At 47.4% G+C, this 19,243-nt stretch carries 24 protein-coding genes; 2 read left to right on the top strand and 22 right to left on the bottom strand.

Going from position 1 to position 19,243, the window contains the following annotated elements:
* Positions 1–189: 189 nt before the first annotated feature.
* Together EI981_RS07155 and EI981_RS07150 are read left to right on the top strand one after the other, a co-directional pair.
* The gene (locus tag EI981_RS07155) at positions 190–999 is read left to right on the top strand and encodes a VanW family protein (RefSeq protein WP_126996756.1); all 810 of its coding nucleotides are present in this window, start codon (positions 190–192) and stop codon (positions 997–999) included.
* Between the two features lie 115 nt (positions 1,000–1,114).
* Positions 1,115–1,966 (top strand): AraC family transcriptional regulator, encoded by an 852-nt coding sequence (locus tag EI981_RS07150; RefSeq protein WP_126996754.1) that lies wholly within the window; start codon positions 1,115–1,117, stop codon positions 1,964–1,966.
* Positions 1,967–1,973: 7 nt separating this feature from the next.
* On the opposite strand, the gene EI981_RS07145 is transcribed toward EI981_RS07150, so the two are convergent.
* The 22 genes from EI981_RS07145 to EI981_RS07045 all read right to left on the bottom strand — a co-directional run bounded on the left by EI981_RS07145 (position 1,974) and on the right by EI981_RS07045 (position 19,229).
* Positions 1,974–3,728 carry an FtsX-like permease family protein gene (locus EI981_RS07145; RefSeq protein WP_227011740.1) on the bottom strand — a complete coding sequence of 585 codons (1,755 nt, stop codon included), beginning with the start codon at positions 3,726–3,728 and terminating at the stop codon, positions 1,974–1,976.
* On the bottom strand, positions 3,709–4,431 hold the full coding sequence (locus EI981_RS07140; protein ID WP_126996750.1) for an ABC transporter ATP-binding protein: 723 nt from the start codon (positions 4,429–4,431) through the stop codon (positions 3,709–3,711). Before EI981_RS07140 ends, EI981_RS07145 begins: the two co-directional genes overlap by 20 nt.
* 22 nt (positions 4,432–4,453) lie before the next feature.
* On the bottom strand, positions 4,454–5,044 hold the full coding sequence (locus tag EI981_RS07135) for a TetR/AcrR family transcriptional regulator (protein ID WP_126996748.1): 591 nt from the start codon (positions 5,042–5,044) through the stop codon (positions 4,454–4,456).
* Positions 5,045–5,256: 212 nt separating this feature from the next.
* Positions 5,257–5,970 carry a GntR family transcriptional regulator gene (locus EI981_RS07130; RefSeq protein ID WP_126996746.1) on the bottom strand — a complete coding sequence of 238 codons (714 nt, stop codon included), beginning with the start codon at positions 5,968–5,970 and terminating at the stop codon, positions 5,257–5,259.
* A gap of 11 nt (positions 5,971–5,981) precedes the next feature.
* Positions 5,982–6,998 (bottom strand): sugar kinase, encoded by a 1,017-nt coding sequence (locus tag EI981_RS07125; protein WP_126996744.1) that lies wholly within the window; start codon positions 6,996–6,998, stop codon positions 5,982–5,984.
* Positions 6,991–7,746 (bottom strand): 2-dehydro-3-deoxy-phosphogluconate aldolase, encoded by a 756-nt coding sequence (dagF, locus tag EI981_RS07120; protein WP_126996742.1) that lies wholly within the window; start codon positions 7,744–7,746, stop codon positions 6,991–6,993. Before dagF ends, EI981_RS07125 begins: the two co-directional genes overlap by 8 nt.
* Entirely contained in the window at positions 7,733–8,851 is a 1,119-nt protein-coding gene (locus tag EI981_RS07115) for a DgaE family pyridoxal phosphate-dependent ammonia lyase (RefSeq protein WP_126996740.1), read from the bottom strand. The genes dagF and EI981_RS07115 overlap by 14 nt, the downstream gene beginning before the upstream one ends.
* Complete coding sequence (locus tag EI981_RS07110) at positions 8,817–9,947, bottom strand: amidohydrolase/deacetylase family metallohydrolase (protein ID WP_126996738.1); 1,131 nt, start codon at positions 9,945–9,947, stop codon at positions 8,817–8,819. Before EI981_RS07110 ends, EI981_RS07115 begins: the two co-directional genes overlap by 35 nt.
* Positions 9,948–10,205: 258 nt before the next feature.
* Positions 10,206–10,289, bottom strand: a complete 84-nt coding sequence (locus EI981_RS29965; protein ID WP_227011881.1) for a putative holin-like toxin — start codon at positions 10,287–10,289, stop codon at positions 10,206–10,208.
* Between the two features lie 533 nt (positions 10,290–10,822).
* Entirely contained in the window at positions 10,823–11,044 is a 222-nt protein-coding gene (locus EI981_RS07105; RefSeq protein WP_126996736.1) for a phage holin, read from the bottom strand.
* 1 nt (position 11,045) lies between these two features.
* Complete coding sequence (locus EI981_RS07100; protein ID WP_126996734.1) at positions 11,046–11,954, bottom strand: glycoside hydrolase family 25 protein; 909 nt, start codon at positions 11,952–11,954, stop codon at positions 11,046–11,048.
* Positions 11,955–12,009: 55 nt separating this feature from the next.
* Positions 12,010–12,270, bottom strand: coding sequence for a hemolysin XhlA family protein (locus tag EI981_RS07095; protein ID WP_126996732.1), 261 nt, complete (start codon positions 12,268–12,270; stop codon positions 12,010–12,012).
* Between the two features lie 213 nt (positions 12,271–12,483).
* Positions 12,484–12,888, bottom strand: a complete 405-nt coding sequence (locus tag EI981_RS07090) for a hypothetical protein (protein WP_126996730.1) — start codon at positions 12,886–12,888, stop codon at positions 12,484–12,486.
* A 15-nt stretch (positions 12,889–12,903) separates the two neighbouring features.
* On the bottom strand, positions 12,904–13,569 hold the full coding sequence (locus tag EI981_RS07085; protein WP_126996728.1) for a hypothetical protein: 666 nt from the start codon (positions 13,567–13,569) through the stop codon (positions 12,904–12,906).
* A 17-nt stretch (positions 13,570–13,586) separates the two neighbouring features.
* Entirely contained in the window at positions 13,587–13,832 is a 246-nt protein-coding gene (locus EI981_RS07080) for a hypothetical protein (RefSeq protein WP_126996726.1), read from the bottom strand.
* A gap of 34 nt (positions 13,833–13,866) precedes the next feature.
* Positions 13,867–15,117: a phage tail protein gene (locus EI981_RS07075; RefSeq protein ID WP_227011739.1), complete on the bottom strand. Its 1,251-nt coding sequence runs from the start codon at positions 15,115–15,117 to the stop codon at positions 13,867–13,869.
* Positions 15,107–15,694, bottom strand: a complete 588-nt coding sequence (locus EI981_RS07070; protein ID WP_227011738.1) for a YmfQ family protein — start codon at positions 15,692–15,694, stop codon at positions 15,107–15,109. The genes EI981_RS07075 and EI981_RS07070 overlap by 11 nt, the downstream gene beginning before the upstream one ends.
* On the bottom strand, positions 15,687–16,805 hold the full coding sequence (locus tag EI981_RS07065; RefSeq protein ID WP_126996724.1) for a baseplate J/gp47 family protein: 1,119 nt from the start codon (positions 16,803–16,805) through the stop codon (positions 15,687–15,689). The genes EI981_RS07070 and EI981_RS07065 overlap by 8 nt, the downstream gene beginning before the upstream one ends.
* Positions 16,805–17,260, bottom strand: coding sequence for a DUF2634 domain-containing protein (locus EI981_RS07060; RefSeq protein ID WP_126996722.1), 456 nt, complete (start codon positions 17,258–17,260; stop codon positions 16,805–16,807). Before EI981_RS07060 ends, EI981_RS07065 begins: the two co-directional genes overlap by 1 nt.
* Positions 17,253–17,630 (bottom strand): hypothetical protein, encoded by a 378-nt coding sequence (locus EI981_RS07055; protein WP_126996720.1) that lies wholly within the window; start codon positions 17,628–17,630, stop codon positions 17,253–17,255. Before EI981_RS07055 ends, EI981_RS07060 begins: the two co-directional genes overlap by 8 nt.
* Entirely contained in the window at positions 17,620–18,597 is a 978-nt protein-coding gene (locus tag EI981_RS07050; RefSeq protein ID WP_127004435.1) for an XkdQ/YqbQ family protein, read from the bottom strand. The genes EI981_RS07055 and EI981_RS07050 overlap by 11 nt, the downstream gene beginning before the upstream one ends.
* The gene (locus tag EI981_RS07045; protein ID WP_126996718.1) at positions 18,597–19,229 is read right to left on the bottom strand and encodes a LysM peptidoglycan-binding domain-containing protein; all 633 of its coding nucleotides are present in this window, start codon (positions 19,227–19,229) and stop codon (positions 18,597–18,599) included. The genes EI981_RS07050 and EI981_RS07045 overlap by 1 nt, the downstream gene beginning before the upstream one ends.
* Between the last annotated feature and the right edge of the window lie 14 nt (positions 19,230–19,243).

Genomic DNA, 19,243 nt, shown 5'->3' with positions numbered 1-19,243 from the left:
GATGGAACTCATTCTCTTCTTCGGTTTCTCCAGTGTAGTCTTCTATTTGTGTCAATGCCTGATTGGTGGATTGGCGAGAAAATTCCGCAAACAAAGAAACTAAGCAGCCCGGGCATTTTCAGTGCGTAGCTTCTTTAATAGATTGGCTTCATCATTGATAATTCATTTCTTAAAAGGGGGAGGCCTACATTGAAGAAACCAATTCTCAGGTCAAAGTTGCGCTTAATCCTGGGAGCATTTTACTTTCGCTGGAGAAGATATTTGAAATGGTATTTGGGACGAACCAAATTCGCTGCAAAGAAAAGCTCCTCTGTACTCCCCATGGAATTGATCAGGCATCAGACGCCGCTAATCCGGCAGCTAAAAAACGTAGATATGTGGATGCAGACGAATAAAATCATAAACCTGAAGCTGGCCTTGCAAAAAGTGAACGGTATCGTCATTCAGCCTGGCGAGACATTCTCCTACTGGAAATTAATCGGGCATCCTTCGCGCAGAAAGGGGTATGTAGAGGGAATGGTGCTGTTCTACGGCAGCTTCCGGGCAGGCATCGGCGGCGGATTATGCCAACTCTCCAACCTGATCTACTGGATTACACTGCATACTCCTCTGAAGGTTACGGAGAGGCACCGTCACAGCTACGACGTATTCCCCGATTCGAATCGAAGTCAGCCTTTTGGCAGCGGGGCTACCTGTGCCTACAATTATCTCGACCTGCAAATTTACAATCCGACAGATCAACCTTACCAGTTGAATGTCTATCTGACCGATGACCATCTGGTCGGGAGCTGGAATACCACTACGGAAAGTAAATTCAACTATGAAATTTATGAAAAAGAACATAGCATGACACAGCAATCGTGGGGCGGATATGTCAGACATAACCTTATTTTCAGGCGGGTGTTCAATGTGGATGGCGAGCTGGTAGACGATCAATATGTGACAGAGAATCATGCATTGATGATGTATCCGCCTTTTTTGAAGCAGGAGAATGCTTAGATTTAAAATGACAACCTATTGTCTTTGATGATTCAGACTGACTGAGCTAACCCTTTTTCAGATGATCCGAAATTATGGCATAATGAAGTTAGATTGTTATCGGGAGGGAACCGTTGTGCCTAAAATCGAAATCCCCCATCAAAAAAGCGATACCTTCCGCTTCAAAAGAGTTCCGGAGCTGCTCTTCGCCGGCAAGGTTGAGGATGAGAGCTTCTTCTATGCGCCACCGCAGATTCATGACTTTTGCGAGATTATCTATGTTGTGGAAGGAACCGGAGAGTTCTCGATCGGTGGAAAAAACTACGTTCTACATCAAGGGGATGTAGCCATCTATAACCCCGGCGTTCCTCATGAGGAGCGTTCTTCGAGCGGGGTGCCTTTTAAGGTATTCTATTGCGGTCTGGATAATCTGCATATTGAAGGGGTTCCATACGGGATGCTGCTCCCCCCTTACGTAGACCCGGTCATTTCCTGCGAGAAGTACGCTTATCGGGTAGAGAGCTATCTGTCTGAGATGCTGCAGGAATGCGACTCGCAGGTTCTAGGCTACGAGACGCTCAGCAATAACCTGCTGATGTCGCTGATTACGTTGATCTATCGCATTGTCGATGTGAAGCATCAGTTCCAGGAGCTGAAGGGCAAGAACGAAATATCCCTGCGGACGAAGGAATTTATCGATAAGAACTACACTCAGAGCATTACGCTCAAGGATATCGCCGACACGCTCTATGTCAGCCAGCACTACCTATCCCACCGCTTCAAAAAAGATCTCGGCGACTCCCCCGTGAATTACCTGATTAATCGGAGGATTGAGGAGGCCAAGCGACTGCTGGCGGACAGCGACACGCCGGTTCACGAAATCGCCGCCCGAGTCGGCTATAGTAACGACAAGTATTTCTCCATGCTGTTCAAGAAGGTCACCGGCCAGACGCCATCGGCTTTTCGGGAGGGAGGGCGGGGAAGATAGAATATCCTTATAAATATTGGCGAGCAGTTTCATTCCGAATCATTGTTTTAATTTTAGATGTAAAGGCCGCCTCGACTAAGACATAAATAATTTGAATGATTATAAATACCCCTAATAGAATGAAGGCATTCGTCTGAAATGGGATATAGTCGCCTGTTTGTAAGGACAGGCTTTTATGTATTTCTTTGCATATAGCAATGCTGGGGTAAATCATTAGCAAGAAAGCAACTATAAATATTGGTCTATAGATGCTTATCAGCATTTTGTTAATTTCTTTTGGTGTATATCCCAATAAATCTAAAGTCAGCATTTCTTTTGTACTGTCTTGAAAATTAAGAAGCAACACCAAATAAATTAGTATGCATCCGGCAACAATTCCAAGCAATTGATTTATAACAGCGCTCATTTTATTTGAAACAGCATCCTTCTCAAGTGAGGACAAACGTTCCTCTTGCGTAATAACTGTTCCAGTTACGGTGGAATTTATATTATTACTAAAAAGCCCATTATATGATGATTCGGCTATCCCCATCCATTTGGCTAATTGCTTTCGTGACATATAGATGTGATTGGTTTCTGCATTTACCGCTACATCAGCAATCACAGCCGAATAGCTTCCACCGGATATTGAAAGTGTGATTATATCGCCTTGGTTCAGCCCATGTATTTCTTGAAGCTCCGGTCCAATCAATATTCCGTTATTCTCTGGTATAGATAATAGCTCACTATATTTATCATAAAGTTCTAATAAACCGTCGCCAGTCTCAGATAAACCAACTAACTGGTGTAAAAGAGGTTCATTACTATTGGCCATATATATGGAAGCCGGTGTTTCCAAGTATATTAGCGTATCGGTATAATCCCCTGATTTCCCCTGGTAGGTTTCACCAAATTTTATGTTGAAGGAATAATTATGTCCTGCACTCTGCGACTGGTAAACTTTATTACTACTCATGTAAAGTGAAACACTCATGATAAGAAGACTTGTGCTGGCACCAACAGCAAGTATACTCAAAATAATTGTTATAGGCTTGCGAAGCGCGATCCTTACAGGGAATTGTTTTTTTGATGGTAAAATGGAAGTGATTTTATCAGATACAAAGGCAATTACTCGATTTTCTTTCTTGTTATCCGACTTATTGATTAGTAATGCAGCTTCTTTTTTAAGAAATGTCTTACAGGTTAATGTAGTTGTTACGCATAAAACAATGACAACCAGAATAACACCGTAAAATATGTGAATGACATGGATTCCTCTTGTTACGTCAGTAATTCCAAAGGAAGCTGTGTAAGCTTTTAATAATACACCTGAGGATGCCCAGCCCAAGAACATTCCCGCTAGTGAAGCAAAAACTGAAAACAAGAAAGTACAGGTTACATAAGCCTTGATAATAGAAGATTCCTTAAAGCCTAAAGCCTTAAAAATACCGATTTCTTGTTGATGCTGGTTAAAATAATGTTTGTAAAACAGATATATAACAAAGGTACTAATAATCAAAAGACATAATAGGAATGTCGAAGCCAACGATGCATTGGATCGCAAAGCGACAAGCAAAGCATTTTGTTCCTCTGACAGCGTCCCGCCATATTGTGTAATGGTATCTAATCTATCCAAGTTCTTATCAACGGAAAACTGAACAAAGAAATACATAAACGAAGTTAGCATAATAAACAGAAAAATAAGAATGAGGTAGCTCTTATTCCTGATTATGCTTTTTATGACTTCTTTGTAAAAGGGTTTCTCATTCTCTTGAATGATCAACATTAACCCCCCATTTTATTTCATCTGCACTAATCGGGTTCTCATTCCACATATCATTATGGACAATACCGTCCTTCATCGTAATTATCCGTTCAGCTGTATCCGCAATCTTTAAATTGTGAGTTACGAAAATAATCGTTATACCGTAATGCTTTTTTATTAAGTGCAACAATTTCAAAACACGTATACTGTTTTCTTCATCTAATGCTCCTGTGGCTTCATCACAAAAAAGAATTTTGGGATTTTTAATGATTGCCCTTGCTATGGATACTCTTTGCTGTTGTCCGCCAGATAGCTGCGAAGGAAATTTGCTCAAAATGTCGTCAATTCCAAGCATTTCGGTGATTTCACTAAAGGGCAATGCCTTATTGCTCTCAGAAATTCCTATCCGAATGTTCTCGGCTACTGTTAAATTGGGGAGCAAGAGATAGTTTTGAAACACAGTGCTGATTTTATATTTCTTAAATTTCGATAGTTGGGTATCACTAAATGATGTCACTTCTAAATCTTGATAGAATACTTTCCCTGATGTTGGACGCAAAAGCCCAGCTATAATATTTAACAATGTACTTTTACCTGAACCGCTTGCGCCAATAATTGCATTGAAAGAATTGAGATAAAACGATAGATCTATCCCTTTTAGTACTGTTTCATTATTATTAAATTTCTTTGTTATTTTTTCGGTTCTTATTATCGTCTCCATTTTAATTCTCCAATTCCGTGAATTAGATTATTAATTTCTTCAGTATATCTAGCTGCTCTTGAATCAAATTCGATGAAATAGACGTACTCATCGCTAAAATATTCAGTCCTTCAAGCGTAATCACGATATGCCTTGCGGTTTTTTCTACGTCCCTATCATCTAAATGCTTAATTTCCTTCCGTTTAATTCCGTAAGATAAGATACTTGAAATGCCAGCAACAGCATCATTGAAATATTCTTCTAAAATTTTCTCAGAGTAACTCTTACCCTGTGACAGAAAGTATTCATAAGTTGCTACCCGAATTGAGTTTTTTGCATTCAATAATTCGTCTTTCTGAAGACGAAAAAACTCATCCATAATAACTAAAGCATTTCCCTCATTTTTCATGCTCATTTCAAAATAGGAATAGTCCGCCTCTTTCCCTATTGCTAGAATATCCTCAAAAATCTCTTTTGTGGAACCATAATATTTGTATAAACCACCCCGACTTATCCCGCATTCTTCAACGATATCCTTCATCGTGACAACGGTATAGCCCTCTCGAGTAAAGACATTTGAAGCCTTCTCCAAGATATAATTCTTTTTCTCAATAGCCTTTGGTGTTAAAGACATTTAGGGTTTCCTCCAATAATCAAAAGTGACACGCGTGTCGATGATCAAACTTTACGACATGCGTGTCACTTTGTCAAGATAGAAGCACCCAGCATAACGAGCGGATCGTGTCGGAATCCCTTTTCAGAAAAAACAAGCTGCTTCTCTGCAGGATCTACCCGCATGAAACAGCCTGTTCCTGTTAGCTCACTATTTTGTGCAGCCAAGCCAAGTTACATTTCATAATTCACTACATAATTCTGCAGCGCTGAATTGTAATAACCCTCGCTATATTCTATGATTCTCCCTTGCAAATCACACGAGTAACGCAGCCGCTTCAAGGCGGGGGTTCCCGCCGTTAACTGCAAGGCTTGCAGCACTGGATCCGGCGGCACAGCGACTCCGAACTCATCGTGAAGCTTGTCCAGAGACAGCTCCCGTTCCTCCAGCAGCTCATATAAAGACTGAGCATTGAGATCCTCCAGACTGATCGGACCTGCCTCCAAAGTCAAGTAATGCGTATAGAAGATATAAGGGCTGCCATCCAAATAATAGATCCGCTCAAGACATAGACACTGCTCACCGAACAGACGAAAGGACTCGCTATCCGCAGCATTTTGGATGATCTCGGTACGGAGCCATTTTTTCTCGATACGATGTCCTTGCTCCACCAGAATCTCCGTAAAGTGCTTCCACTTGGACAGCTTGGACGCGGCCCTGTTGCGAACCACCTTCGTTCCCCGCCCGCTGCCCTTCTCGACATAACCTTCCTGGGCCAACTCCTGGATCGCATTGCGGACCGTAATTTTGCTGACGGCAAACTCCTGCTCCAGCTGCGGCTCAGAAGGGATGTTCTCTCCCAAAGGATACACACCGTGCAGAATCCGTTCCTTGATTATATTTTTAATTTGCAAATAGAGTGGTTTATCTTTACGGGACAAGCTCACTTGTCGTTCAACTACCTTTCTACGTCACCTGCAGATGCCGTCATTGCCCGGAGCACCTCCGGCTCGGAAGCCATCGGCGTATCCCCGGATACCGTATGAGCCAGCATGGCAGCGGCTGCGGCAAACCTGACGGTCTTCTCTGCCGCGAAGCCCTCCAGCGTGCCATGAATGATACCACTGGCATAGGCATCTCCCGCCCCTATTCTATCATAGACGGAAAAGGTCAGCATATCTGAATAAGTAAATTGACCCCCGCGTAAAAGAAATCCCCGCAAAGAATGTTCATTACTGCTATGAATGGATCGATGAGTTCCGGCAATTACAGAGATTTGGTAACGCTCCGCCACCTGCGGCAGCAGCTCCTCAAGCTGATCTTCACGTCGTTCCTTAGTTGTGTCCATCCCAAGCGTATATAGCGCATCCTGCTCATTCATCATCACAATGTCCGACAGCTCAAGAATTTCCTCGTAATGCGGCTTGGCCTTGACATAGCCGTTATCTCCCCACAAGGAGGGCCTGTAGTTGCAGTCAAAAATCACTGTCCCGCCGCGCTGCTTGACCGCCTTGGCCAAAGCCTTTATATGCTGCCGCACCCCATTATTCATCGCCAGTGCGATGCCGCAGAAATGCAACGCATCGATCTCCGCGGCCAGCGCCTCATAATCATAAACATCCTGCGGCGCTGTATTGAAGCTGCTCTCCAGCCGATTCGTATACGTCACTCGGCTCGGTCTGGCGCCGAATCCATTTTCAAGGAAGTAGAGGCCCATGTATTTTCCATGACGTTGTACGAGGGAAGTATCAATCCACAGCTTGCGTAAGTACGCTTCGGCTGCATCTCCAAGCGCGTTCTCCGGCAATCTTGTAATCAGCTTCCCTTGATGGCCGTAGCGGGCCAGTGCTGACACCACATTGACTCCAGTCCCAGAAAAGGAATACTTGAGCGTATTTCCCTGCGACAGTAAATCATATCCCGGTACTTGAAGTCGCATCATCACTTCGCCAAAGGCTGCGATCCGTTTAGGCATATTGATCCGCCAGCCTCTTCATAATCGCGGTCAGCTCGCGTACTTGCTCGGTATTGGTGTTGCCCGTGTCTTTATCGATAATCGAGGAGTACACATGCGGAATGACCTGTTTAACTCCGGCTTCCAGGGCGATCGACAGAATCGGTTCAAAGTTGTCCATATCAATGCCGCCCGTTGGCTCCAGTGCGAAGCCCTCTTCGGCACAGGCCGCTGCCACCGCACGATATTCATCTTCACGGCTCAGGCCTTGCATCGGGAAGTATTTCAAAGCGTTACCGCCCATGTCCCTGACTAGGGCAATTGCCGCTTTCACAGGCACAATCGCCTGGTCGGCTCCGGGCGCACTGATGGGTCCCGTCGAAATATTCACGAAGCCCGGACGGCCGCAAGGCGAGACAAGGCTGTTAATCCAGCTGTCCTTATCGCCAAGGTTGGCGCGTGTTGCACCTACTGCCGGGAACACTTGGTTGATATGGCTGCCTGGGTAATGCTTCGCTATTTTCGCCACGACAGACGCCTGACGGTTATCCCCGGCTCCTAGACCGATCGATACAGCTTCTTCAATCTCACTGCCATATTGTTTCATCGCCTCAACAGCGTCTTCGACAGAAGAATAGTTCTTGGAGAGAACGCCGACGAGCACGTAGCCTTCCGCAGCTGCAAAAATTCCCTTCGCATTCTCAATATCCTTCGCCAGCACATTCAGGGCCACACGCCCTCTATAGAAACGTTTATCAATTAGAGCCATCTTGTTTACCTCCTGCTAATTCACGGATTCTGGATTCAATAACGTGGATGTCGTCCCCTAACAGCGGGCGCGGATCGATATCAAAATAACCCTGTCTTACCCCGTAATCCCGCGTATATACGGCAATGTCTCCATCCTTTAGTCCTGCTACTACATCCTTGGCTGTTACGCCAGCTTGCTGTGGATCAATTTGAACTCTAGCCCGGAAAATTGCCCGTCCCGCCTCATCCTGTACGATCGTCACTTGCACACCGGCTAGTTCGTTCAAGGGCATTAAAACTTGCAATGTTTCTTTTTCCTGCTCGCTGTGATCTTCCTTTACCATATATTCATCCAGCGCCTGCAGCAGACCGAAGGAGGTCTCCTTCCCTACCTTCATGCTGCGGCCGATGCCTGACAATTGCACCTTCACCCATTCGATATAGGTACGTCTGCCGGCAACGATGCCTGAGGTTGGACCCTCGATCGCTTTGGATCCGCTGTAAATGGCCAGATCGGAGCATTTCACGTATTTCTGCAGGTCCTCCTCAGCGGCCGCATCCACAATAAGCGGGATTCCGTTACGTTGAGCCACCGCCCACGCCTCTTCAACCGAGATCATGTTCTTCTGTACAGCATGGTGCGATTTTACATATAAAATAGCTGCTGTCTTCTCGGAGATGGCGTCCTCGATATGCTCGGCACGGCCTTCATTGGCATAACCGACCTCAACCAGCTTGCCGCCGCCCAGATAGACCATCGTCTCCACCGGAGCGCCGTACTGTACGTTATGGCCTTTGAGAATAATGATCTCATTCTGGTGGATCGGTTCCTGATGGAGTCGCTCGCTCTGGCGGCGCTCTCCCCTCGTAACGATCCCGGCAACAGAGAGCGCAATCCCGCTGGACGCCGAATTGACGACAACCGCCGCTTCCGAGCCCAGAATTCCGGCGATCCGATCTCCAGCTTTATCGACCAGATCGGCGATTTCCACATAGCTCTGCCCGCCCTGCCTCATCGCCTCCATCACAGTATCGCTTGGCGCAGATACGCCAAGAATGCTCATGCGTCCGCTAGCATTAATAACGCGCTTAAGCCCGTACTTCGCATTTAATGAATGTCCCATTCGTATACACTCCTTTGGCTTTGATGAGCTGGTTCGTTGTCCGCTGCTCTCCTTCTGAATCGGTCAGTACTGCGGACTCCTGCTCCAGACTGAATAGCGTTAAGTTGGCGGTATCTCCGATGCGGATGCGTCCAAGATCCGGCCGTCCCAGCCATTCGGCGGCATTCGTTGTTACGGCCGCGATGATCTGTTCAAGCGGATAGCCCAGCAGCAGGAATTTGGACAGCACACTTGCCATGCTGTACACTGGACCGTTCAACCGATTACCGCGGTAAATGTCCGTGCTGATTGTATTGGGCACAATTCCATATTGCTTGGCCGCTTCGGCCACCTTGAATGAGAAGCTGGCTGTTCCGTGCCCGACATCCAGATGTACACCTCGAGCTATCGCATCCTGCAGTACCTGGAGCGGCTGTCCCTGCTCATCGAACAGATTGTTCTTTTTGCCATTTAAATAGTGCGTAATAATATCTTTTCGCTCTAATAATGGAATTACCTCCGTAATGTCCGGAGGAGCCGAACCGATATGTACCATTAGCGGCAATTCGGTCTCGCTGGATAATCTCCGCGCCGTCTGCAGCGGCTTGATTCCGTTCCCACCGACCACGCTGCTGCTGATCCGCGCCTTCAGACCAACGATCACATCGCAGAACGTATCAACCGAGGCGAGCACCTTGCCACGGTCAATCCATTCAGGATTGGAGAGCTCGTCAATTCTTTTTAAGCCGACCCGTGAAATATTCAGGAATGCGAACAGATTGGTCATCGCTTCCTGACTACTCTCGACTAGATCAACGATCCGGTCCGCCCCACAGCTACCAGCATCGACGATCGTCGTGACACCCTGCTTCACGCCAATTTCGTCGATCTCGTCACCATAAGGATCGAACTCTGGAAAAGCATGCACATGCATGTCAATCCAGCCGCTGGAGACATAGTCCCCCTGTCCGTTGTATACGGTAACCCCGGTTTCTGGTTGACTAGGTATCGCCTGGCCGACCGGAGTAATTCCGACAATTCTGCCATCCTCAATCATGAGGTCGATTTCCTCTCCATCCACGCGCTTCACGTTGTGGAGAATTAATCTATCTTCCATCCCTCTCACCACATTTCGTATAGAACATTATAATGTTTAAGATAGCACGGAATGAGCAAATAGTAAATATAACGTTATAATGTTTATGGAGAAACTTTTTGAAGTAATATCCCTCAAAGTGCGTTATGAAATGAGCTATACTAAGTTAAAATAGTAAGGAGCCGTGCGCGAACACGACTCCACGTACAATAACTGCATAAAGAGCAGCCGGCCGCTAAAGTTGAGGTCGAGTTAGACCGTTTCCTTGGCGAGGGCGGTCTATTTATTTTTCATGTAGGTAAGAAGCGCCAGAATGAACATGCCGAACATGAACATTAAGGAAAGAGCATCTTTGGGATGAATATAGCTGCCGCAAAGAATCTATCGAGGTCTCTAACGAAACTACAGATCGCTATTTTCGTAAAAACAGCACCAAATAAAATCTAACGAAACACCATATCGTTATTTTGGAGAAACTAGGCTTTGGAACCACTTATGTAAACCAATAGCGATACCACGTTTCGTTAGAAATGAAGTGCAGGGCAATTTGAATATCTCAGTGAAAGTACAGGAGGCGGAAATCTGAAAATAATATGACGATGACTGTGCCCCCTATAAACCAGACATAATAATTAGAGAGAAAGTTTGGTCAAGTACGCGAGAAAGGGGACATCATGTCATGCCTAAATCGAAGAATGGATTCCGGGGTTGGGGAAGAGCAGTATTATGGATCTGTCTGTTCGGTATTTTGCTGGCTTGCTGCTATGTAATGTTCATGTTGATTAAATAAAGGAACAAAGAAATCGCCCTCCGATCGCAGGACCGAACGGGCGATTTCTTAATCTAGTATTCAATTGATTCAGTCCTCTCCGGTTGTTATGAAACTGATAGAGGGATTATAGATTATATCCGCCACTATTGGGCTTGGTCGGGTTAGAGATAATGCCCAGAGTAGCCAGGAGGCCAAGGATTACATCCGTAATAGCCAAAATATCCTGCTTCATCACATCGGTTAAGTCGAACAGCCCTGTCAGATGTCCAAGAAGTTGAAGGAGGAGCAGGACTTGGGATACGATACTCACCCATAACGCGTAGTTGCGCCATCTTTTCTTGATCATATTATTGACCTCCTTGCTCGATCCGTTTCAATCTTTCTTCCAGATCACTAATTCTTGCCGAACTACCTGCAATCAGCTTGAGGAAATTCGCTCTTAATCTATTGATCACGATTGCTGTCTCTTCTCTCGTTATTGCTGCTCCGGGTCTCGTTCCATCGAAATAACCATTCGCCTTGGCTTCCGCCCAGTCTTTTGCAGCCCAATCGCTGACTTGTTTCACATCGCGCTCGCTCACTTTCGGCTCCTCCTTCTTAGAACCGTATTTATTCCTCAGCTTCGCCTCGGTTCCGTCGAATTCATTCAAATCTACCTGTCCATTAATCCCGCCCACGATTCTCGAACCATTAGGCAGTGTTCCACCACTTTGACCGTCGCTATATTGCCAGAACGTCCAGCGAGTCCAACCGGATGCGTCAACAGGGGTTTGCGTGCTGTATCGTGCTATCCAGAGCGGATATTGGCTTAAACCACTGAAGTTGCCAATGAACGCCGGATAGGTATATAGCATCGGTGTAACGCCAGTCAATCGTCCGATTTCATTCAGAAAAGCCTTCGCAACCACAGTAGTTCCCGCCGTGCTTAAACTTCCGGATTTCGATTCATAATCTAGTATCGGGGGAAGATCGAATTTTACTCCTGCCGACTGGATCGCATTGTAGAACACTTGTGCTGCCGATTTCGCCGCGGCTTCTGTCATCACGGAATTATCCAAATAATGATAGGCACCGATCATCAAACCTGCAGCCTTTGCTCCTCGGGCATTTTCGATAAACTTCGCATCCACGCTGTTCTGTGTGGCTTTGATAAAAGCGAATGATATTCCGCTCGCCGCTACCTTCGTCCAATCGATCTTGCCCTGCCAATGGGAGACGTCAATACCTTGAGCATTGCCTTGTTTTCTCGCCTGCATCGCTATCACTTCCTTTACTGTAAAATATGCTAGGTTATAGCCAATTGGCTTGTACTCAAGCCCCGCCCTGCAACTTAATCACCGTTAAAATAGCCCCGACGACAATCGTAATGATCGACGCCGTAATGGTGCGCCAGAGCCACTTCTGAGCATCTTCAATCTTGTCCAATCGATGGTGTGCTGACCGCGCTGAGGATAGCGCCTCTACCGCCGTCTCATTGGCCGCAATCGCCCGATCCAGCTTATCGTCCATATTGTCCACCTTCGTCTCCACTCTCGTAATCCGCTGTAGCACCTCAGTTTGCACCCCGTCCATCCCCCTTCCCCCTTTCAAAAGAAATGCCCCCGGATCGGGGGCATAAAAATAGCACGCCCATATGTTTGGGCGTGCTTTAGGCTGATGTTTCGTTGATAACTTCACTTACGGCTGCTTTAAGATTATACAGTGTTGGTACTTGGTCGAGTGAATATGTTCCAGCCATGACTAGGCTGGCCCAGATCTTAGCCAAACCGCTTTCGTTTGTAAATATCACCGTCCACCACCTCCCATAGGGGCTGCGATCATCATAGTAAGTTCTGCGATGGCTTGCTTGTTCTCAATGTCGGATGCCTTCAATTCGTCTACCTCGACACTTAACGGTTTACGATATACTGGCTCGGTCGGCTCCGTCTCGCTTGGGTCTGGATAACTAAACTCTAGTTCTAACGTATCTGGGTTAACGCGGTAGCCGTTACACTCTGCAAAGTCCCGTGAATATTGTCCGTACTCTAGCTGCAAGCAGCCGACAGTCTCCTGCACTCGCTCAGTAAGCGCCTGATATGCTGCAAAGTCTTCTTCTTGCGTGGTTTCGCGTACAAAGCCCGAACGCTCTCCTGTGTCAACTAGCACTTCTCCTGTTGCCGTGTCAAAGTATACCTTTCTTCCAATCTCCATTAATATTCTCCTTTCTTACTCATACGCATACCAAGTAACGTTATACCCGTAGGTAGGATAAGATGAAAGCCCGAATTTTGCACTGAACCCTCCGACTCCGACAGACCCGGTATCACCCCTGAGTGCAGAAAACGAGTCATCATAAATAACTCTTAAGCCCGTTAACGGATAGGCGCTTCTACTGTACTCTTGGGAAACTAGAAATAGCATGAAGGTCGAGTATGCCGTGTTCGGATTAGTAGAAATACAACTGACAAACACTACAGATGGGTTAAAGTCTAGCCCGGTAACGACTAGCTCGTACCCAGTAGGAAGGTTTGGTTCATATTTCACCCCAGACGCAAACTTCTTTCCTGTCACAATCTGACCGATCTTAGCCGCAAGTTGCGCAATTGTATCGCTGCCTGATGCTGGTACCCCTTTGCCAGTAATAGCGGCAGCGACCGCATCCTTCCCATTACTGACATTTGTAAAAAGCTCATTGATTGCCTTTACCACATTGCTCTTGTCCGTTGTAAGCAGGCTTGATAGAGTTCCGACAGCATTATCAACTGTGCTTTTGAGCGCGATGTCGTCCGCTACTGAAGGAGCAGCAACTTTAGCTCGTCCGGCGCCGTCCTTGATCACCAGTCTATCGGCCATTTCCTTGTCCATCTCTTGTAACGTGATTCCCTTTGCCATAGGTCTTTCCATCCCTTCTATGACGATGCTATCAACTTGGTTAATTCGGCAATCGCCTGCTTAATTTCGATGTCGGATTGCTTCATCGCGTAGTACTCTGCCTTGGGGATGCTTATATACGTCAGCGGCTCTTCGATCGTATCCGTGAAAATTAAAAAGTTGCCATCGATCAGATTGTGTTCCTCCACGAAATACCAATCCGCATGCTCTTTCATAAGCGCTTCCCGTTCTTGCAGGGTCTTATATTCGAATTTCTTTCTCATTAGAGCCAGACTCCTTTATCTCCATCCTTCGTAATTAAACATAAATATACTTCGTCGCAGGCACGTCTATACTCAGTTTTAAATCTGCAGACACAGTCTCTGTAGGGCCCGGCACCACCATTTCAGATCTCACCCAAAGCTCTATGGTGTCCTGATCCTGACAGGTGATATCTTCGACAAAGGTCGCTTTTTTGTAGTACCCTCCAGGAACGGACCTTAGGATTCCCCGTGGCAGACCATTCACATAGATTTGACCATGGGCGATGGTTTTTTCGGAGTAGGCTCCTAGATCCACCATGCTTACCCGAAGGATACTTGTCTGTATGCCCGATACTTCTACGGTATAAAGCTTTACCATGTGAGGCTGGCTGGCGGCGCGTCCTCCATCTCTATAAATTTCATGGTCGCCTGGGCTGAACTTTGGCATCGTACCGATCAGGTTATTTCCACTCGCATTACTAAAGGTCATCCCCGCACGTACATCCGAAGCGACTGCATTCCCGGTGGCCCGGATGATCGTTGATATTTTGCCAATCAAAGTATCCCAACTATCCACTGTGGACGCCGATACTCCCAAGGCAATGAGCGCGTCCACGACTTCCTTTTTTCGCTCATTGCCAGCTTGAAAAGCCAGGTCGAGTTGCTGCTGCAAGCCGTCCACCCGATTGATTGGTACGCTGCCTGTAGCAAGCACTGCTCCATTGATCGCACCATCCGAGCCAATCGGAACATTTTTCAAAACTACCATTGTCACCTCTGACGCAGCGGCCACGCCAGACAGAAGGTTAAGCTTTGCCCGCTGCGTTACCTTCCCAGCTCCATCGAGAACGGTATTGGTGACTGTGTACTGAGTAGCGTCCAAGACTGCACGATTGATCGCTACGAGCAAGGTGTCTGTGTTCGCATCGAATAGATCAAGCGGAATCTCGAAAACCTTTTGATTATCGGCTGTGGCCGTCACTAGCAGTGGGTAGCTGACCAGCTTCGGAATGCCTGTCTCCGTGACCAAACTAATCTGTTGATCGGTGTAGGACTTCGCCTGAAGAGCAGCGTCTTTAACCGCCTTCGGTGTTGCCGCCCGATCTTCGGCTGCACTGTCTGTTGCACTGGAGAGCTGCACCTTACCTTTGACAGTTAGCGTAGCATCGGGGATATCAACCTGGCCCATGGCTGCATCGATCTTGTCCCAGTTGTCATTAAGCATGGTCTTTATATTAAATGTATCGTCCCCATCGGTCGCAGGGTCTTTTTTCAATAAATTAAGATTAGGTGTATTACTGGCCAACCGGACCACCTCCTGCAAATTTACTTAATGGTATCTGCTCCATTTGGTTGAGCGTTATCACCCCATGAATGTCTCTAAGCAATAAGTAGCTGAATTCATACTCCACCTTCAAATGCGCCGGCTTAATCTCTTCGATGACCATCTTCAGATCATCCAGGTTAGGAGGCACGCCGATCGTATCCACGAACTTAATCGTGAAGCTCCACTTGGCAGGCTGAAATGATACATCAACGGTTCCGCCATCGTAAGCTTCGGCCACGTTCTTCACGAGCCGTCCGGAGAATTGCCCAGCCCCGCGCAGCTTGGATTCGACCAGCGCACGGCGCTGCTCAATTGGCTTAGCCAACTCCGTGGTCAATCCGAGTTCTTGCTCCCAACGATCCACCCCCCAGGTAGCCGTCCGTACAAAGAACTGTTCCAGCGTCTCATCCAACGCTTTATAGAACTCATCCAGTTCTGCGCCTTTAGCGTTCATATCAGACTGCATAACCCGGGAGCTCTCATAGTACCCCGGTAAATAAGAGAACATTTCTCGTCCCTTAGGGCTTGTCATTTGAAAATGCTGAAAGCTACTCATAAACATTCACCGTCCCCAGAACGGCGACCTGCCCCGATGAAATTTCGATATTTGCGTTATCCTTGCCGTTAACGGTCAGGTTCGTATAATCCACAATGGATGGAAGATCCAGCAGTACGGCAGCAACACGCGTATAACGAACCAAAGTATCCGTAAAAGCTAGCTGCTTCAAATAAGCACGCACTCCATCCTCGATATAACCCCTGACTTCTTCCATCGTTGACCCTGCTGCGAGTGTCAATTGCACCGAAATTTCAATGGGGACCTCTTGCACACCCATGACTGTGACCACAGGCCCCGCAGGAGCAACACCTTCTCCCTGGCCGTCCATGGTCGGATCAATATGCTTCTGCGCAGCGGCAACAATTTCCGCATTTGCCGCACGTTTATCGGTATCGAGCAAATAAATCCCAACTGTACCTGGTCCTTTCCATAAAGGAATCACCTGAACGCCGCCAACACCAGCGACTTCTCCGGCCCATTTCATATATTGGGCTTTATTTCCGCTTGTTCCTTGGTTGCGAACCTGGGCATAGAACCGTTCTAGCAGCAATTCATCGGACTCAATGTCCGTACCGCCCGATGTTTCATTCGGGTTGATCACTGCCGTGATCCCGCTGATCGACGTTGACATGACGTTAATAACACTCGCCGGAACATTGCCGCTTCGGCCAGCGACCAGCGCCTTGATAGGAACAACACCAGTCCCATCCGGCCCTAAGTTTACGGCTTCCAACGTCTTGTACTCAATAGATGCCTCATCTGTAATCTCATCTGCGGGAGTTGCCACAACTGTCCCGGTCGGGACAATCGTTCCCGGTGTCCCCGAGAACATCACCTTGCCTATCGCCGCAACCGCGGCACGCCGGGTAAGACCATGCTCTGCGACCCGCAGATCCAGGTACTCTCCATAGGTCGTACTTGCAAAACCGCGCTGCAGCACCTGTTGCCCCCAGACAGCCGCATCGGCCAACATAAATGCTACCGGCGCCTGCGAGTCCCAAATAAAAGAACCCTCGGATTTATCAATATCCGCGGGCACTCGTTCCAGCATACGCTGCATAATCTCATCTTCTGTCTGCTCTTGTAAAAAAAGCGGCAGCTCTGCCATCAGCTCACACTCCCTTCTAAAGTGAACTGCTCATCATGCACATTTCTAATCTGACAAGAGAAATGACATCCGTCTTCCTGCCAGCTAAACGTAAAACCATCCACACTTAGCGTACGGGGATCAACCATCAATGTCTCCGTCACCATTCGCTGAATTTCGCTCTCCTGCACAGCACGGCTATAGCCTCTGCCGATCAATTCATCCAATTCCTGCCCATATTGGCGTGAATAGATTAGATGCCTATACCGTGATGTACGAATCGCTTTCTGACACCACATCACCCAAGCGTCCATCCCGTCCACCTGGGCTATTTTTCGCGTAGGTGTCATGACGAATTCTCCAGCATCAAAGTCGAAGCGCCAGCTCCGGCCTAGAATCACCTCGTCCTCCAACAATTCTGGACTCCCGGAATCTTCCCAGGATTGCTCCATACTTTCCGGAAAAAGATTAGCCACCGCCGCTCACCACCTTACAGAGCACAATCGCATCATTCCCCCCGTTTATAGGCAGGGCCAGCACCCGGTCCCCCGGGGCATATTTCAAGGTTAGCGATACTTCCTCCGTCTCCGAGGCTTGAAAAGAAAACTTACCTTCCCCTTCGCCTAGGGTTGTCGTCCCGGTCAGTTCCAGGTCGGGCAATTTCAATGTTCCGGGGAACTCAGCAACATAATAATCCTTGATCTCATGCTTGAACTGATCCAGCTTAAGTCCAGTTGCCGTTAACGTTCCAAGATCCGTTGCAAGGCCGGAAAGAACCTCGTTGGCCTTTTTCATTGCATTATCGCGAAAAGCAACAGCAAGTGCTGTATAAGGATCAACTGTCAAGAAAATACCTCCTTTTCACATCCGCCAAGGTCGTTAAATCTAGTGTCATATGGCCCGGATTCCCCAGTTCATGAGTTACACCTGTTACGATCAGCTGCTGACCGCCCCAGCTTACCCTGTCTCCAGCACGTATGGTGTTCAAATCTATACACTGGACGGTGTAAGTTTCCCCGATGCCTGTCAGCTTGGATTGGGCCAATTTCTTGGCGGCCTCTGCCGATTTAACATCATCATCTTGAACGATCCGCTGGAGAACGCCATACTTTGCTGTCTCTCCCGTAGCGATAGCTAGTACCTTGGAAGGCGCATCTTCCTTACCATCCGCTGTCCCAAGGACTTTCACCTTTGTGACCGTTTCTTCCAAGGTCCGGTTTTGAGTGGATGACTCGATTCCTCCCAGCACCCACACCGTTTCATTGCTGCCGATCTTGAACAGCCCGAGACCTGAAGGTGTCATCCGTGGGATGTACATGTCACCCCCGGCTTTTACGGTTTCCTTCAAATCAGACATGATCATGTTATAGATCGTCTGCGCACGGTAAACGGCTTTTTTTAGTCTCTTATTCGTTTCGGGAATTGAAGAAGCCAGTTTGATATTCCAATCGGCCGCATATTTCTTAAGACGCTGGGTAGCCGTTCCTCCCGCCGAAAAAAGACATTCGTCTTCAGATCGTGCCAAATATATCGTCCTGTCATAAAAGCTCACTCTCATATGCTTGCTCTGATCAACACTGCTTGAGCATTCCCAGACCACACCAGGATGAAGTAAATAAACCTTGCTTGAACCCTCAAACGGGGTGCCGCTCACCCTGATCTCCTGCCCAGGCTCAATCCCGGGGAAGTCAGCAGGGATTTTCATATTAAACGTTCCTTGGTACGAGATCATATCCAGCGAATCCGTCAAAGATATACTCTCAATTAGCCCACCCAAATAATATTTGTTCTGCAGCACAACCTCATAACTCATCATGGCAGCACCAGCTTTTGTCCCGGCTTGATCTTGTTCGGATCTTTACCGATCGTTTTAGCGTTAGCTTTATAGATCGCCTGCCATTTCGAACTGCTGCCCAGCTCTAGCTTGGCGATTTTGGAGAGAGTATCTCCGGACTTGACCGTGTAGGTCTTGGCCGCCTGCTTCGTATCGCTTCGATTGGATGGGCTGTTCTTAGCTTGAGCTGCTGCAGAAGTGTGTACCTTCATCTCCTGCCAGGTGCGAGCCGTTATCTCAAAGTATACATCCCCGGGCTCGCCGCCCTTGAACGTGCTGTTGTGAGCCGATAGCATAACTAGCACATTGACCGCTGTATCGGAAATGATCAGCCGGACTGGCCGTTTACTGTTCATCATTGAGGTGATCTGATTCATAGCGACCTGCGGATCGGGCAAGTTTTCATATTTGCAGTAGCCCGGATCATATGCTGCCGGAAAAAAAGAAGAGAAGGCGATTTCCTTCACCCTCTCTCCGATCGGGAAATCATATTCCCCAAGCGCTACGATATTAATTGTCTCCAGGGCTTTCCCCCGGGTAATCGTAATCTCTTCGGGATTCACCGGAAAATAAAAATCCTTGCCCGCCGAATCGATCAAGTGGATTTCCACCGCTCATCCCTCCT

The sequence above is a fragment of the Paenibacillus lutimineralis genome (genome assembly GCF_003991425.1).
In the GTDB taxonomy this organism is placed as follows: Bacteria; Bacillota; Bacilli; order Paenibacillales; family Paenibacillaceae; genus Fontibacillus; species Fontibacillus lutimineralis.
Note: the sequence above shows the minus strand (reverse complement) of the source record. Positions and strands in the feature narration are given on the sequence as shown.

What these genes read in the sequence shown, in the direction of transcription:
- EI981_RS07140 (WP_126996750.1), bottom strand. Translation starts at nt 4,431, where the DNA reads ATGGAGACGATAATAAGAACCGAAAAAATAACAAAGAAATTTAATAAT.
- EI981_RS07135 (WP_126996748.1), bottom strand. Translation starts at nt 5,044, where the DNA reads ATGTCTTTAACACCAAAGGCTATTGAGAAAAAGAATTATATCTTGGAG.
- EI981_RS07125 (WP_126996744.1), bottom strand. Translation starts at nt 6,998, where the DNA reads ATGCCTAAACGGATCGCAGCCTTTGGCGAAGTGATGATGCGACTTCAA.
- dagF (WP_126996742.1), bottom strand. Translation starts at nt 7,746, where the DNA reads ATGGCTCTAATTGATAAACGTTTCTATAGAGGGCGTGTGGCCCTGAAT.
- EI981_RS07115 (WP_126996740.1), bottom strand. Translation starts at nt 8,851, where the DNA reads ATGGGACATTCATTAAATGCGAAGTACGGGCTTAAGCGCGTTATTAAT.
- EI981_RS07110 (WP_126996738.1), bottom strand. Translation starts at nt 9,947, where the DNA reads ATGGAAGATAGATTAATTCTCCACAACGTGAAGCGCGTGGATGGAGAG.
- EI981_RS07105 (WP_126996736.1), bottom strand. Translation starts at nt 11,044, where the DNA reads ATGATCAAGAAAAGATGGCGCAACTACGCGTTATGGGTGAGTATCGTA.
- EI981_RS07100 (WP_126996734.1), bottom strand. Translation starts at nt 11,954, where the DNA reads ATGCAGGCGAGAAAACAAGGCAATGCTCAAGGTATTGACGTCTCCCAT.
- EI981_RS07095 (WP_126996732.1), bottom strand. Translation starts at nt 12,270, where the DNA reads ATGGACGGGGTGCAAACTGAGGTGCTACAGCGGATTACGAGAGTGGAG.
- EI981_RS07090 (WP_126996730.1), bottom strand. Translation starts at nt 12,888, where the DNA reads ATGGAGATTGGAAGAAAGGTATACTTTGACACGGCAACAGGAGAAGTG.
- EI981_RS07085 (WP_126996728.1), bottom strand. Translation starts at nt 13,569, where the DNA reads ATGGCAAAGGGAATCACGTTACAAGAGATGGACAAGGAAATGGCCGAT.
- EI981_RS07080 (WP_126996726.1), bottom strand. Translation starts at nt 13,832, where the DNA reads ATGAGAAAGAAATTCGAATATAAGACCCTGCAAGAACGGGAAGCGCTT.
- EI981_RS07070 (WP_227011738.1), bottom strand. Translation starts at nt 15,694, where the DNA reads ATGAGTAGCTTTCAGCATTTTCAAATGACAAGCCCTAAGGGACGAGAA.
- EI981_RS07065 (WP_126996724.1), bottom strand. Translation starts at nt 16,805, where the DNA reads ATGGCAGAGCTGCCGCTTTTTTTACAAGAGCAGACAGAAGATGAGATT.
- EI981_RS07050 (WP_127004435.1), bottom strand. Translation starts at nt 18,597, where the DNA reads ATGAGTTATGAGGTTGTGCTGCAGAACAAATATTATTTGGGTGGGCTA.